The sequence below is a fragment of the Acidaminococcus timonensis genome, from assembly GCF_900106585.1.
Taxonomy (GTDB): domain Bacteria; phylum Bacillota; class Negativicutes; order Acidaminococcales; family Acidaminococcaceae; genus Acidaminococcus; species Acidaminococcus timonensis.
Window position 1 is genome coordinate 293,258 of the sequence record NZ_FNWH01000005.1, and the last position, 14,793, is coordinate 308,050.

At 57.8% G+C, this 14,793-nt stretch carries 11 protein-coding genes; 3 read left to right on the forward strand and 8 right to left on the reverse strand.

From position 1 onward, the window contains the following. Positions 1-8: 8 nt before the first annotated feature. Entirely contained in the window at positions 9-2,291 is a 2,283-nt protein-coding gene (locus tag BQ5462_RS03375; protein WP_071142015.1) for a hydratase, read from the reverse strand. A gap of 113 nt (positions 2,292-2,404) precedes the next feature. Further along, entirely contained in the window at positions 2,405-3,529 is a 1,125-nt protein-coding gene (locus BQ5462_RS03380) for a 2-methylaconitate cis-trans isomerase PrpF family protein (protein WP_071142016.1), read from the reverse strand. 134 nt (positions 3,530-3,663) lie between these two features. On the opposite strand from BQ5462_RS03380, the gene BQ5462_RS03385 reads away from it, so the two are divergent. Next, a complete protein-coding gene (locus BQ5462_RS03385) occupies positions 3,664-4,521 on the forward strand; it encodes a LysR family transcriptional regulator (protein WP_071142017.1) in 858 nt (285 codons plus the stop codon). Positions 4,522-4,603: 82 nt separating this feature from the next. On the opposite strand, the gene BQ5462_RS03390 is transcribed toward BQ5462_RS03385, so the two are convergent. Beyond that, positions 4,604-5,644, reverse strand: a complete 1,041-nt coding sequence (locus BQ5462_RS03390) for a lactonase family protein (protein ID WP_071142018.1) — start codon at positions 5,642-5,644, stop codon at positions 4,604-4,606. A 15-nt stretch (positions 5,645-5,659) separates the two neighbouring features. Beyond that, a complete protein-coding gene (locus BQ5462_RS03395; RefSeq protein WP_071142135.1) occupies positions 5,660-6,910 on the reverse strand; it encodes an ArsB/NhaD family transporter in 1,251 nt (416 codons plus the stop codon). A 184-nt stretch (positions 6,911-7,094) separates the two neighbouring features. On the opposite strand from BQ5462_RS03395, the gene BQ5462_RS03400 reads away from it, so the two are divergent. Beyond that, complete coding sequence (locus BQ5462_RS03400) at positions 7,095-8,336, forward strand: aminopeptidase (protein ID WP_071142019.1); 1,242 nt, start codon at positions 7,095-7,097, stop codon at positions 8,334-8,336. Between the two features lie 152 nt (positions 8,337-8,488). Here the strand turns inward: BQ5462_RS03400 and BQ5462_RS03405 are convergent, their stop codons facing one another. Genes BQ5462_RS03405 through BQ5462_RS03415 form a run of 3 tightly spaced genes read right to left on the reverse strand, consistent with a single transcriptional unit; the run spans position 8,489 to position 12,915 of the window. Further along, on the reverse strand, positions 8,489-9,751 hold the full coding sequence (locus BQ5462_RS03405) for an SLC13 family permease (RefSeq protein ID WP_071142020.1): 1,263 nt from the start codon (positions 9,749-9,751) through the stop codon (positions 8,489-8,491). A gap of 12 nt (positions 9,752-9,763) precedes the next feature. Further along, entirely contained in the window at positions 9,764-10,963 is a 1,200-nt protein-coding gene (locus BQ5462_RS03410; RefSeq protein WP_083378052.1) for a lactonase family protein, read from the reverse strand. Further along, a complete protein-coding gene (locus tag BQ5462_RS03415) occupies positions 10,960-12,915 on the reverse strand; it encodes an aconitate hydratase (protein ID WP_071142021.1) in 1,956 nt (651 codons plus the stop codon). The genes BQ5462_RS03410 and BQ5462_RS03415 overlap by 4 nt, the downstream gene beginning before the upstream one ends. Positions 12,916-13,076: 161 nt before the next feature. On the opposite strand from BQ5462_RS03415, the gene BQ5462_RS03420 reads away from it, so the two are divergent. Next, positions 13,077-13,979: a LysR family transcriptional regulator gene (locus BQ5462_RS03420; protein ID WP_071142022.1), complete on the forward strand. Its 903-nt coding sequence runs from the start codon at positions 13,077-13,079 to the stop codon at positions 13,977-13,979. Between the two features lie 39 nt (positions 13,980-14,018). Here the strand turns inward: BQ5462_RS03420 and BQ5462_RS03425 are convergent, their stop codons facing one another. After that, a complete protein-coding gene (locus BQ5462_RS03425; RefSeq protein WP_071142023.1) occupies positions 14,019-14,651 on the reverse strand; it encodes an NAD(P)-dependent oxidoreductase in 633 nt (210 codons plus the stop codon). Between the last annotated feature and the right edge of the window lie 142 nt (positions 14,652-14,793).

Genomic DNA, 14,793 nt, shown 5'->3' on the forward strand with positions numbered 1-14,793 from the left:
GGATGGCCTCAGCTTTCTTTGAACAGGTTGATCATGGACCCGGCCAGCAGGGTCTTCCGTTCCGTGTCGTTCAGGATCTTCAGGTCCAGGTGCAGGGTCCGGGTGCTGCCATCGGTGCCAATGACCGTGGCGTCGATGCCACCTTTGTTTTCGGCTACGATCTCACGGATGTTCGGCAGCCATACCCATTCGCCCACCTTCAGGTCGATGTGGTCGTCCGGGTTCGTGAAGGGCAGCATGCCCCAGTTCACGCAGTTGCTGCGATACCGTTTCGTGGCGTATTCGATGCAGATGTTGGCCAGGCCGCCCAGCACCTTCTGGCAGGACGCCGCATATTCACGGGCGGAACCATCCCCCGGCCGTTTGGCGTACAGCACGGAGCCGATACCGGTGGTCGCCAGCAGGGTATCCAGGTTCTTGTTCACGTCGATGCCCACATTCTTCAGCGGAGCATAGAATTCTGCAGCGGTCTTCCGGTCGCCGGCCAAACGGGCTTTTTCATAGGCCTGGGCAGCTTTGGCCCGGCCCACATACTTCGGATCCTTCCGCAGCAGGGTAAATTCGGAGATCTTATAGGGGTTGGACCGGTAGGAAGCCGTTTCCCCGGATGGGATCAGTTCGTCGGTGGTGGTCACTTCGTCCCGGATGACGGAAGCCACCTGGAGCAGCAGGTTGTCGGTCAGGTGTTCCATGGCCGGCCAGTCCTTGATGAACGGTCCATAGACGATTTCCGTTTCCGGCTGGGCCTTGCCGAAGCCGTTGTAGACCACGTTGTCATAGATTTTCTTGTTGAACGTGAACGCCGGGATGTCCTCTGGTTTGAACACGTCCTTGATTTCCTCGGCGGAGGTCAGATAGCCACCGTTGAAGGCCGTGGCCGCAATGCTCTTGGAATCCATCAGAGCAGCGGAAGCCACCTGGCCCATATTGGGTTTGGAGCCTTCCCGGTTCGGATAGTTCCGGGTGGAATGGCGCAGCACGAAGGCATTGTTTTCCGGGCAGTCACTGGCACCGAAGCAGGGTCCGCAAAACGCGGTCTTCACCCGCACGCCTTCCGTCATCAGGTCATTGACGATACCGTCCTTGTTCAGCTCGGTGAGCACCGGCTGGGAAGCGGGGTAGATGTTCAGGGGGAACATGCCCAGGCCCCGGTTTTCGGCTCTGGCCACCTGGTCCACATAGGAGATGTTTTCGAAGGAACCGGCCGCGCAGCCGGCGATGGCAGCCTGGTCCACCCGAATGCGGCCGTTCTTCTGGATCTTGCTCAACATATCCGGATGGATGTCCGGGTTGTTCTCGAAGACAGTTTTGGCGTTATCTTCCACGTACTTCATGTATTTTTCCGGACGGGCGATCACGTCCTTCAGCGGGAAGGCATTGGACGGATGGTACGGCAGGGCGATCATGGGTTCCACCGTACTCAGGTCGATGTGAATCAGGCGGTCATAGTAGGCCTTGTCGCCGGGCACCAGGTGCTTGTAATCGGCTTCCCGGTCGTGGATCCTGTAATCTTCCCGTACCTTGTCATCGGTTTCCCAGATGGAGGTCAGGCAGGCGGATTCCGTGGTCATGGTGTCGATGCCGTTCCGGGTATCCATGGATAAGGAGGCGATGCCGGGGCCGAAGAATTCCAGGATCCGGTTCTTCACGAAGCCGTTCTTGAACGTGGCACCGATCAGGGTCAGAGCTACATCCATGGGTCCCACCCAGGGTTTGATGAAGCCGGTCAGGTAGATGCCCACCACTTCCGGGTATTTCAGTTCATAGGTCTTGTCCAGCATGGCTTTGGCTACTTCCGGGCCCCCTTCGCCGATGGCCAGGCAACCCTGGCTGCCGTACCGGGTGTGGGAATCGGACACGATGGCCATGCTGCCGCCCTTGACGATCATTTCCCGCATGTAGGAATGGATGACGGCTTCATGGGGCGGTACGAAGATGCCGCCGTACTTCTTGCAGATGGTCTCGGCGTATTTGTGCACATCGGAGTTGATGGTGCCGCCTACGGCGCACAGACAGTTGTGGCAGTTGGTGAACACCGTAGGCACCGGGAATTTCTTCAGGCCGGAAGCACAGGCGGTCTGCATGATGCCCACATAGGTATTGTCGTACACGCCGATGGAGTCGAACTTCAGCTGCAGGTTGGCCGGGTCGCCGCTGGTGTTGTGGTCTTCGATGATCTGGTAGGCAATGGTGTGCTTTTTGCCTTCAGCCGCATCCAGTTCCGGATGATCCTTGGCCGGTACCGGTTTGCCGTCAACCAGGTAATGTCCTTCTGCAAAACATTCAATCATGATTCAGTCTCCTCTGTTTTTCTAACGGATCCAACTCTCTTCCATCAGATCCTCTATCTTCTCTTTTCAAACCCAATCAAGCTGACATCTGACATCTGGTGTCTGACATCTCCTTACCGGATATATACGTACCCGTCCATGATACGCCGGGCCGTCCGGACCACGCCGCCCTGGAGGACTTTTTCGCCGTCCATCTTCATCAGCACATCGGTGACGCCGCTGGAATGGCCCAGCCGGACACAGTCGCTGTCGTGCTGCCCCAGGATGTCGCTGACGATGGTGCCGGGGATCTTGGCAGCGGCGCCGGTGGCCACGGCCACGGTCATGGGATAGGCCTTGTGCAGGGCCCCTACGGAAATGGCCCGGACGCACAGATCCATATTTTCCTTCTTCACGATGTTGCCGTCCATGTTCTTGTAATCCTGGGCCGGGCTGATGATGGCCACTTTCGGAGCGGAGGTGGATTCCGTCCGGGCTTTCATGAAATCATCCACGAAGCCGAATTTCTGGGCGGTGATGCCCCGGATCCGTTCGATGTGTTCCATCACATCCTTGTTCTGGTTCAGCTCGGTCAGTTCTGTCCCCGTAATGCCCAGGTCGGAGGCCTTGATGAACACCACCGGGTTGGAGCAGTCGATCATAGTGACTTCGGCTTTACCGTACCCGGGTACGTCGATGGTCTCTTTCTTCAGGCCGGTGGGGAACAATTTGCCGGTCTTAGCCCCGGCCGGGTCTTCGAAGTACATGTCAATCCGGGAACCGGTGCCCGGTACGCCCTGGATGCTGGCGTCCCCGTTGACGCAGGCCATGCCGTCCTGCACCCGCACATGTTCTTCGATGACCTTGTTGGTGTTCACGTTGTACACCCGTACCTTCGTGATGCCTTCCACCGGTTCCACCAGGCCTTCGTCGATGGCGTAGGGACCCACCGCAGAAGAGATGTTGCCGCAGTTGGCGGAATCATCCACCCGGGGAATCACGATATCCACCTGGAAGAAGTGGTAATCCACGTCGATGCCGGGCCGGTCGGATTTGCTGATCACGGCCACCTTGGAGGTGGAGCTTACGGTGCCGCCCATGCCGTCGATCTGTTTCACATCCGGGGTCCCCATGACCTTCAGGAAGATGTCCTTCCATTCGCTTTCGTCCGCCGGCAGATCTTCTTTGTGGAAGAACACCGCTTTGCTGGTGCCGCCGCGCATATATACACAGGGGAATTTCCGTTGTTTCTGGTTCATGCTGATTGCCTCCTTCAAGCTTGCCATCCGTTTCTCTCTTGATGGCTTCAGTATACCGCTTTCAAAGCATTATGAAAAATGATAGAATATAGTCATAAGCAATTCCGAATTGGAATAGATTGGATGTGAGTACCATGGATGAACGGGATATCCAGATTTTCCAGACCCTGATGGAAACGAAGAATGTGACCAAAACCGCCCAAACCCTGTACACGACCCAGAGCGCCATCACGAAGCGGCTGCACAAGTTGGAGGAAGAGCTGGGGGCACCTCTGTTCCTTCGCTCGGTGAAGGGACTGATCCCGGCGCCGTCCGCCGATGCCATCGCCGGAGAGATGGAACAGCTCCAGGCCTCCCTGCAGCGGGTGAAGAACCTGTCCCAGTATGCCCAGGGCCGCATCGCCGGCCACCTGAAGCTGGGGGTGTCGGTGAACTACGCCCGCTACACCCTGCCGGACCTGCTGAAACAGTACATGACCGATTATCCGGAAGTGCAGATTTCCGTCACCACCGGCCAGAGCCTGGACCTGTTCACCCGGCTCCAGGAGGGGAAGCTGTCTTTGGCCGTGCTCCGGGGCCATTTCCCCTGGTCCGGCCAGAGTCGGCTCCTTTCCAAAGAAAAGGTGTATGCGGTCACCAGTAAAGAGAATGAAAAAATCCCCTTTTCCCAGCTGCCCTATATCCACCGGCAGTCGGACAAGCCGTTCATGGCCCGGATCCAGCGCTGGAAGCTGGAGCAGCACATCACGGATTCCCCTTCCTCCATCCAGATGAACGACATCGCTACCTGTCTGGCCATGATCACCAGCGGCATCGGTTGGTCCGTGCTGCCGGAGATCTGCCTGAAGGGCCGGGACGACCTGGTGAAGAAAGCCCTGACCTTCCGGGACGGCACCCCGTTCACCCGTTCCACTTTTGTGTTCTACCAGGAGGAGTACGCCCAGCTGCCCCAGGTAAAGATTTTTCTGGAGAGACTGGAAAGGGAGCCTTGAGAAAATGCAAAGCATTTTCTCAAGGCTCCTGTCATACGTCATAGGTCATACGCCAAAGGATAAAATTTGCCTTTGGCAAATTTTATAACTTCCACACCACGCACACCGGCGACCCTTCCCGGAGCTGTTCGGGCTCCCGGACCAGGCTGCCGTCCTCCTGGATGGCGAACCGGGTCAGGGTATGGCTCAGTTCATTGGCCGCCACCAGGGTCTCGCCGCCCGATTCCACGTCGATGAATCGGGGCTGTTTCCCTTCCGTGGTGATGTTCTGCCGGTAGCTCAGCCGGCCCGTCACCGGGTCGATGGCGAATACGGTCACCGAATCCTGGGTCCGATTGGAGGCATAGACGCATTTCCCCTCCGGCCCCATGACCATGCCACTGGCCCAGCCCGGACCGAAGTAATCGTCCGGCAGGGTACTCATAATCTGCTGGGGTTCCAGATGGCCTGTCTCTTCATCGAAATGGAAGAAGATGGCCGTGCTGTCCTTTTCATTCACCAGGTACACCCACTTCCCGTTGGGATGGATGGCCACATGGCGGGGTTCCGCCCCTTTCCGGGCCGTCCACACGAAGGCTTCTTCCAGAGCGTTGTCCACCGGATCGATGGCATACACCTCCACCTTGCCGATACCGTGGTCCCGGCCCTGGCAGGGCACCAGCAGCCACTTGCCATCCGGATGGAGACAGACCTGATGGGGATGAGAAATGTACCCGTGGGCTTCCTGCCCGGGTACGAACACCACCTGCTGCACCGATCCCAGGCTGCCGTCTTTTTCCAGGGCCATCCGGGTGATGCAGCCCGTTTCCAGGTTTCCCACGTACAGGTTCTTCCCGTTGGGGCTCACCACCAGATGCACCGGATTGGTTCCATAGGTGGGCGCACTGTTCATTTCTTCCAGGGTACCGTCCTCGGCCACCGCAAAGGCCGTCACCGTGCTGAAATCCCCATGGACCGCATACAACCGGTCCTTGGCCTCATTGAAGCACAGATAGGAGGGATTCTCCCCGCAAGGAACCACCTGGATTTCTTTCCAAGCTCCCCCCTGCAGCCGATACGCCGTGATGCCCCGGCCGATGGCTTTTCGTTCTTTCGTGGTTCTGGAACCAATATAGGCAAACATAGTATCCCTCCCGGATCAATGCAGGAAACTGAGCCCACCCACCAGGGTGAACACGAAGATGATGGTCACACACAGGGCCGAGACCCCGAACAGTTTGGCGAACAGGGCGGAGTCGCTTTCCTTCCCCTTGCCGCTCTTTTCCTGGGAGCAGCTGGCCATGACCAGGGACCCGCCGGTGGACATGGGACTGATGCCCGCCACTGTGGCCGAGCACACAATGGCGGCCACCATCTGGAGCAGGGAAGCTCCGCCCACGTTGGCCGCCACCTGGGGCACCGTGGGAATCAGGGTGGGGAATACCACCCCGTTGGCGCTGGAGAACCAGCTCATGATGCCGCCGGTGAGACCCATGAGGGCCGGTGCTGTCATTGGGCTCATGAAGGAAGCCAGGCCCCGGGCCAGCAGGTCGATGCCGCCCAGCAGCTTCACCGCATTCATCAATACGCTGATGCCGCAGATCAAAATCAGGGTATTCCAGGGCAGGCTCTTCACGGCCTTCTTTTCATCCACCCTGCCGGTGAGCAGCAGGATGAAGGCCAGGGTGAAGCACACGAAGCCCACGTCCTGGGAGAAGCCCACCACGGAAACGAACAGGGCCACGATGAGCAGCAGGCTCAGTTTCTGGATGGCATCGAACCGGATGGGTTCTGCCTCTGCCTGGACCGGCTGGCCCCGCAGCTTCCAGCCTTTGAATACGATATAGACCACCAGGGCGCACAGGGCATTGGCCACCGTCACCCCGGCGAAGATGGCCATGCCGGGCATGGTGAGCTGCATCTGTCCCAGAAGGTCGCTCACGATGATGCCCGTCAGGGCAATGGGCGAGGCCGTACCGCCCACAGCCCCCAGGATGGCCATGGCCCCCATGAGGATGGGGCTGGCGTCCAGGTGGAAAGCCAGGGGCACAGCGAACAGCACCATGACCGTCTGCACACTGATGGCCCCGGGCCCGATGGCACTCAGGACGAAGCTCACCACGTAGACCACGATGGGCACCAGGAACACCCTGGTCCCGCAGAGCCGGGTCAGCTTTTTGGACGCCTTATCCAGGGTCCCGTTCTCCTGGAGCAGGGCAAAGAAGAACATAGTCCCCAGTAGCGTCAGGAACAGTTTCCCCGGGAACCCCACATACATTTTTTTCAGCGGCAGGTTCCCCAGTTTCCCTAAAATCAGGACCGCCCCCAGACTGATGAGCCCCACATTGGACTTCTTCACGAAGCCCAGGGCGATGGCGCCGAACAAGAACAGCAGTGCAACAAACGACATGGACATGATGTGCCTCCCTTTCAGAGTATTCCGAACTTCTTTCTGATTCCATTATAGGAGGCCAAAGCTATTCTGAAAAATGAAAAATAAGAGGATAAATTCATTCCCTATGGGAATTGTTCATTTCCCAGACAGCACAAATTCCTGTATAATGGAACCAAATGCACGCAAAGGAGAGATTTCCATGACCATACAAGAAACCCTGGCTCGCCAGCTGCCCCTGTACGCCCGGGTCCTGTTACAAAAAGGCATCAACCTGCAGAAGGACCAGATCCTGGTGATCAACGCCCCGGTGGAAGCCCACTCGTTCGCCTCCCTGCTGGCAGAGGAGGCCTACAAGGCCGGTGCCGCCCAGGTGGTGTTCAACTGGTACTGCAACGCCGCCACCCGGCTGCGCTACCAGTACGAGACCCAGGACAAATTCGAGACCGTTCCCCCCTGGCGTAGCGAATTCAACCTGTACTATTATCGGAAGGGCGCGGCCTTCCTGAGCCTGATTTCCGCTGACCCCTACAGCATGCAGGGCATCGACCGGAAGAAGATTTTTGCCTGGCAGAAAGCGTTCCATCAGGCCGTGAAGGAGTATTCCGACGGCATGATGGCTTCCCGGACCAACTGGCTGGTGGCCGCCGTACCCAGCACCGTATGGGCGAATCTGCTGTATCCGCAGTTGCCGGAAAAAGAAGGGCTGGACAAGCTGTGGCTCCAGATCCTGGACGTATCCCGCTGCCTGGGTGATGACCCTCTGACCGACTGGGACAAACACCTGGAAACCCTGAAGCAGCGGCGGGAATGGCTCACCGCCCAGCAGTTCACGGCCCTGGAATATGCCAGTGGGAAAGGCACGAAGCTCACCGTGGGCCTGCCGAAGCATCACATCTGGCAGGGCGGGGCGGAAAGCACCACCCGGGGCTTCCTGTTCAACGCCAACATCCCTACGGAAGAAGTGTATTCCGCTCCCCAGGCAGACCGGGTGGACGGTGTGGTCTGGAGCACGAAGCCCCTGGTCTACAACGGGAACCTGATCGAGGATTTCCAGTTCACTTTCAAAGACGGGAAAGTGGTGGACGTACAGGCCGCAAAGGGACAGGAAATCCTGGAAGACCTGATCAAGATGGACGAAGGTGCCTGCCGCCTGGGCGAAGTGGCCCTGGTACCCTACCATTCCCCCATTTCCCTGACGAACCAGATCTTCTACGAGACCCTGTTCGACGAAAACGCTGCCTGTCACCTGGCTCTGGGAGACTCCTATCCCACCTGCCTGGAAAAGGGCCCGGAGCTCAGAGACGAAGAACTGAAAAAAGCTGGGCTCAACGATTCCATGATCCACGTGGATTTCATGGTGGGCAGCCCGGATCTGACCATTACCGGGATCCGGAAAGATGGGACCAGGGTGCCCGTGTTCGTGAATGGGGATTGGGCGTAAAAAAGGGGATGTAAAAAAATGATTTTCACATCCCCGTCACTAGTCTCTAGTCACTAGTCTCTAGCCGATGGAAGCCAGCTTACGCTGGCAAATTTAAGGCGCTGTGAATGATTTTTTCACAGCGCCGTTTTTTAGTGAGTCGTGGTCAGTGGTTAAAAGATCAGGTTGTAGAACCCGACCCCTGCCAGCAGAGTCAGCACCACCAGGATGCCCAGAGCCCAGCCGGTCAGTTCCATGAACAGCTTCATTTCTTCATCTTTTTTCGCCGTCCCGCTTTCGTCCGCCATCAAAGTGGCCATGATCAGGCCGCCGGTGGTGGAAATGGGGCTGAGGCCGGTGATGGTCCCGCCGATGACCACCATGGACCCCAGTTCAACCGGGTTCACACCCACGGATTGTCCCAGGGAAGCCACGGTGGGAAGCAGCGTGGGGAACACCACGCCCAGGCCGGAGGAGAACAGGCTCATGACCCCTGCCGTGCAGGCCATGACCGCCGGAGCGGTATAACTGTTCATGAAGGTGGACAGGGCCGCCGTCAGTAGCTTGATACCCCCGGTCTTGATCACCAGGTTCATGAGGGTACTGACGCCGGACACCATGAGCAGCACACCCCAGGGGATGGCCTTCAAGCTGTCCTTTTCCGAGGCTGCATGGCACATGAGCAGTATGGCGCTGACGGAGAAGCTGGTGAGCCCCACATTCTGTTTGAACGCAATGACCAGCACAGCCATGACCAGGAGTCCCAGCAGGGACAGCAACTGCTGCCCGGTGAATCCGGACAGTTTCTCTTCCGTCCCCTTTTCCGGCATCTGGATCCGGTAGCCCTTGTAGTAGACAAAGGCTGCCAGGGCGATGAGGATGCCGCTGATCATCTGGGCCGTATAGATGGGCCGTACCGCAGCCACCGCATCCAGCCCGCTCTGCCGCAACAGATCATAGGATAGCAGTCCTTCCGGGGTAATGGGACTCATGCGCCCTCCGAAACAGCCACTGCACCCGATGATGGCCAGCATCAGAGGGTTGTAGCCCCGGGCCCTGGCCAAAGGGATGGCAATGGCCGGCATGATGGCCAGCAGGGGAATGGACCCCGGCCCGATTCCGGTAAGCAGGGCTCCCATGAGGAAGACCGCGATGGGAATCAGGTATTTGTTGCTGCCGGCCAGGCTCACGATTTTCCGGGCCAGCAGTTCAATGGTACCATTCTTGTTCAGGATGCTGAACAACAGGGTGACGCCCATCAGGTTGATGAACAGGTTGGGCTTGAAGCCCTTCAGGATTTCCGCCGTGGGAATGCCGGCCACCTTGCCCAGCACAAAGGCAAAGAGCAGGCAGACCAGGCCCACATTGGTCTTGCGGAAAAAGCCGATGGCGATGGCCACCGCCAAGAGCAGCAGAGAAATGATACCCAGCTCCATAATCCTTCCTCCTTACCGAAATACCACAGTGCAGGGGCTTTCCGTCTTCACGGTCTTCCCGGTGAAGTGGAGCTGCCCGTTTTTGCCTTCCGGCGCAAAGAACTGCAGGGTGTCACTGTCCATATTGGCCACCAGCAGCTGTCCTTCCGGCGTCAGGGTCATGAACCGGGGCGTGTACCCTTCACAATTCGTCCACTGGGGATTCCCCAGCAGCCCCGTCTTCGGGTCGATTGTGTAGCTGACCACCGTTTCCTGGCCCCGGAAGGTCCCGGCATACCCTTCCCCTTCCGGCGGGATGCCCTCTTTGATCCGGTTGGACACATAGACCTGTTTCCCGTCCCGGCTCAGGACGATGGCACTGGCCATATTAGGTCCCACATACGTATCCTGCAGAGTGGGGACCACCTGTCTGGCGGTCAGCTGTCCTTTCTGATCGTCGAAATCGAACACCCGCAGGGTGCTGGCTTTTTCGTTCACCAGATACACGTGCCGATTATCCTTGCTGAACACCAGGTGGCGGGGTTCGTCGTATTTCCGGGCTTCCGCATAGGACGTGCGGGTCAGTTTGCCCGTGTTTTCGTCCAGGGCCAATACCCATACCCGGTCATAGCCGATGCCCCTTGCCTGGGTGGGGACCAGTAGCCATTTGCCCGTCCGGTCCAGCACGCAGGCATGGGCGTGGGAGATGCCGCCAGCCTTGGGGCCTTCGAAATGCTCCACGCTGACCGCTTCGCCCAGGCTCCCGTCGGCCCGGATGGGCAGGCTGGCCACCGCTCCGCCTTGGAGGCTGGCCACCAGCAGGAATTGATTATTAGGGGTCACCACACCATACACCGGGTTTTTTCCCTGGGCATCCACCGTATCCAGGAATTCCAGGTCCCCATCTTCTTTGATGCGGAAGACACTGACTTCGTGACCATCCCCATGGACGGTATAAAGATATTTTTTTGTCTGGTCCAGTACCAGCCAGGCCGGGTTGTCCAGAGTCTTCGTGATGCCTTCCAGCTTCCAGTTGCCTTTCTCGTCGATGGTGTAGCGGGAAATGCCCTTCCCGTGGGCATAGCGCTTCGCTGTAGTCCGGCAGCCTACATATGCAGTAGTCATTTTCTTCGTTCCTTTCTCGATTTTCTGATTCGCCATCCCTACGCCCGTCCCTGCCATGCACAGCAGCATGGTGGACAGGACCAGGCGGAGCCAGCTGCTTTTTTTCATTTTTTATTCTCCTCTGCCAGTTTGGCCTTGTAGAACCGCAGCTTGCCGCCAGCCAGCAGGATTTCCACTTCCTGGTCCGTCAGTTCCAGTTTCACTGTGAAACGGGTCCCTTTGCTCAGGTTCTGGATTTCAATGGTTTTGTTCTTCATCTGGTCCCGCAGGTTGTCGATATGGAAAGTATCATCCAGGTCGATGCCATCGTAGGCCGCCTTGTCCACGAACACGGCCGGGATCACCCCGTGGTTGATCAGGTTTCCCTTATGGATGCGGGCGAAACTCTTTGCAATGACCATTTTCACGCCCAGATACATGGGGGTGATGGCCGCATGTTCCCGGCTGGAACCCTGGCCGTAGTTCTCGCCGCCCACGATGAAGCTCTTGCCGTCCTTCTGGGCCCGTTTGGCAAAGTCCGGATCATACCGGCAGAAGGCATACTGGGCCATGGCCGGCATATTGCTCCGCATGGAGGAGAACTGGGCGCTGGCCGGCGTGATATCGTCGGTGGAGACGTTGTCCCGGGCCTTCAGGCTGACCTTGGCTTCCAGAATCTCTTCCGGAGGATCGGCCACCGGCAGGGGTTTGATGTTGGGTCCCCGGACGATCTGGATATCCCGGCCGTCTTCCGGCGGCAGCAGGAACAGGTTGTCGTTGATGGGATAGATTTCCGGTTCCTTCACTGTACCCAGCACGCTTACATCGTCCATCACTTCCTGGGGCAGGGCCAGCCGCCCCTTGATGGCCGTGGCCGCCGCCACTTCCGGGCTCACCAGATACAGACTGGCATCCGCCGTAGAGCTGCGTCCCTTGAAGTTCCGGTTGCTGGTCCGTACGGAAATCCCCTTGCTGGAAGGGGCGATGCCGATGCCGCAGCAGGGGCCGCAGGCAAATTCCGTGATCCGGGCTCCGGCGTTCAGCAGGTCGGCCACCACCCCATCCTGGAGCAGCTGCAGGTAGATCTGCCGGGAGCTGATACCCAGCACCAGGCTCACATCCGGATTGATCTTATGGCCTTTCAGCACCAGGGCCACCTTCTTGAAATCGCTGTAGGAGCCGTTGGTACAACTGCCGATGAACACCTGCTGGACCGGCACCTTGGGCACATCGGCCACCTTCATCACATTGTCCGGCATATGGGGGCAGGCCACCAGGGGTTCCAGCGCATCCAGATCCAGGTTGATCTCTTCGTCATAGGAACAGCCGGCATCGGGCAGCCATTCGGTATAGTCCTGCTCCCGGTCCTGGGCCTTCAGGAAGTTCCGCACCTGTTCATCCGCCGGGAACACGGAGGTGGTGGCTCCCATTTCTGCTCCCATGTTGGCAATGGTCAGCCGTTCGGGGATGGACAGCGTCTCCACGCCCTCGCCCACATATTCGTAGACCTTCCCCACGCCGCCCTTCACCGTATTCCGGCGCAGCATTTCCAGGATGATGTCTTTGGCAGCCGTGCCCGGACGCAGATGGCCTTTCAGGTTCACCTTCACCACCTTGGGCATCTTCAGTACATAGGGGAACCCGGCCAGGGCCACGGCGATATCCATGCCGCCCACCCCGATGGCCAGCATGCCCAGGGCTCCGCAGCTGGGGGTATGGCTGTCGCCGCCCAAAAGCAAGGCACCCGGTTTGCCGAAGCGGCTGCACTGGAGGGCATGGCAGATGCCGTTGCCGGCTTTGGACAGGATCAGTCCGTATTTCTGGGCAATGGATTGCAGGTAGATGTGGTCATCCGGAGTCTTGTTGTCAATCTGCAGCAGATTGTGATCGATGTAGCTCACGGACAGTTTCGTCCGTACCCGGTTCAGATCCAGAGCTTCAAAAGCCAGGTAGGCCATCACCGCATTGATATCGTGGGTCAGGGTCTGATCCACCGTCACCTTGATTTCCTGTCCGGGGACCAGCTCCGCAGGTTCTGCCAGATGGGCCGCAAACAGTTTTTGTGTCAGATTCATTGCCATGGTCATTCTCTCCTCTTCCCTCTTGGAATCATTTTCATAATTGCCGTGATATTTCGCGCAATTCAATCTTCTTTATGCTCATAGGGTACCACAGCCCTTGCCGTTTGTATAATATTAGATTATAATTGACTTATAATATAAAATTATAAGGAGGATACACCATGGATTCCCGGGATCTGGAATATGTGCTGACCATTGCCCGCACCAGCAGCTTTTCTCAGGCCGCCCGGCAGCTGTTCATCAGCCAGCCGGCCCTGAGCCAGTATGTCAAACGGCTGGAGCAGAATCTGAACGTGACCCTGTTCTACCGCAGCCGCAGTCGGGTAGAACTTTCCCCGGCGGGGATGTTTTACGTAAAACAGGGGGAGGCCATCCTGAAGGCCATGCAGGAACTGGAACAGACCATGCGCCACTGGCAGCAGAAAGAGACGAAGCAGCTGAGCATCGGAGTGTCCCAGTTCTACGGCAAATGGTTCCTCACCCCCTACCTGCAGGACATCCGGCAGCAACTGCCCAGCTGGCAGATCCGGATCGTGGATGGGGAATCTCACAATCTGGAAGTCCTGATGCTCCAGGGAAAGCTGGATTTTGCCATTTTTCCGGCCCCCACCACCCATAAGGAAATCACCTTCTTATCCCTGGGGGATGAAGAGATCCTGTTTGCCTTCAGCGAAGAAAACCGGGAAGCCATGGACCTGCTGCCCCGGGCCCTGACCCCCAAAGGCATCGATTTGGCACTGTACCGGCACTTTCCCTTCGTCCTGCCCCGGGAAGGGCTGAAGATGCACAAAGCGGCTCTGAAGATCTGCCGCCAGTTCGGCTTCCAGCCCCAGTCCGTCTATTCCTCCGAAAATCTGGATACGGTGTATTCCCTGGTAAACCACAATTACGGGGTGGGGTTCCTGCCCGATGTGATTGCCAAAAACTACGACCCCCGCACGAACCATGTGCGCTTCTTCCATCTGAAGAGCCGGTACAACCATCGGGCCGTGGGCCTGGCCTACCGGGAAGGGGCCCCGCTCCAGGATCTGGCCTCCAAACTGTATCAGGCCATAAAAAAATAGAGGGTGTGAAAAAGCATTTTTTCACACCCCCTTTTTATCTTATGCCCGTACCACGGAGATCCGCTGCTGTACGTGCTTGCCGCTTTCGATTTCGTCCACCAGGGCGATGGCATAGTCCGCATAGGAGATGATGGATTCTCCCCGGCTGTTCAGCTGGAATTCTTCCCCGCCCAACAGGTATTTGCCGGTCCGTTCCCCTTCCGCCTGGAAATCGGCTGCCGGGCTGAGGTAGGTCCATTTCACGTTTTCCGTGGCCCTCAGTTCGGCAAGGGCCAGCCCATGGGCAGCGCTGACACCCTTGAAGGCGAACGGGAAGTCAGGCCCCAGTTCCACGGTGGAAGTGTGTTCCTTGTTGGTGAACAGGCTGCCGGCACCACCGACCACCACCAGACGGGTGTCCGTCCCTTTCACCAGGTCGGCCAGATCGATGGCAGCCTTGGGGATCACATACAGGGTTTCCAGGCTCCAGGCCCCGGCAGCGTCCACCACCACATCGAACCCTTTCAGGTCCTCAGCGGTCAGTTCGAACAGGTCTTTCTTGTGATATTCCTTTGCCTGGGTGTCATTTTCAGCATGACGGCCGAAGGCCACCACTTCATGGCCCCGACGCACTGCCTCTGCGATGACTTCTTTGGCTACCCGGCCGTTGGCTGCTACTACTGCGATTTTCATAATGATTTTTCCTCTCTGAAGGGGATTGCCCTTCCACACGGTTTTTGTAATAAAGTTAATTACATCTTACGAGATATACTATAGCCGGTCTTTGCTTAGTTATCAATATATTTATTACATCTTAAAAAAAAACACCTCTTTT

Excerpts from the sequence above, each read along its gene's own strand:
- BQ5462_RS03375 (WP_071142015.1), bottom strand. The coding sequence starts at position 2,291 with ATGATTGAATGTTTTGCAGAAGGACATTACCTGGTTGACGGCAAACCG.
- BQ5462_RS03380 (WP_071142016.1), bottom strand. The coding sequence starts at position 3,529 with ATGAACCAGAAACAACGGAAATTCCCCTGTGTATATATGCGCGGCGGC.
- BQ5462_RS03385 (WP_071142017.1), top strand. The coding sequence starts at position 3,664 with ATGGATGAACGGGATATCCAGATTTTCCAGACCCTGATGGAAACGAAG.
- BQ5462_RS03390 (WP_071142018.1), bottom strand. The coding sequence starts at position 5,644 with ATGTTTGCCTATATTGGTTCCAGAACCACGAAAGAACGAAAAGCCATC.
- BQ5462_RS03395 (WP_071142135.1), bottom strand. The coding sequence starts at position 6,910 with ATGTCGTTTGTTGCACTGCTGTTCTTGTTCGGCGCCATCGCCCTGGGC.
- BQ5462_RS03400 (WP_071142019.1), top strand. The coding sequence starts at position 7,095 with ATGACCATACAAGAAACCCTGGCTCGCCAGCTGCCCCTGTACGCCCGG.
- BQ5462_RS03405 (WP_071142020.1), bottom strand. The coding sequence starts at position 9,751 with ATGGAGCTGGGTATCATTTCTCTGCTGCTCTTGGCGGTGGCCATCGCC.
- BQ5462_RS03410 (WP_083378052.1), bottom strand. The coding sequence starts at position 10,963 with ATGAAAAAAAGCAGCTGGCTCCGCCTGGTCCTGTCCACCATGCTGCTG.
- BQ5462_RS03415 (WP_071142021.1), bottom strand. The coding sequence starts at position 12,915 with ATGGCAATGAATCTGACACAAAAACTGTTTGCGGCCCATCTGGCAGAA.
- BQ5462_RS03420 (WP_071142022.1), top strand. The coding sequence starts at position 13,077 with ATGGATTCCCGGGATCTGGAATATGTGCTGACCATTGCCCGCACCAGC.
- BQ5462_RS03425 (WP_071142023.1), bottom strand. The coding sequence starts at position 14,651 with ATGAAAATCGCAGTAGTAGCAGCCAACGGCCGGGTAGCCAAAGAAGTC.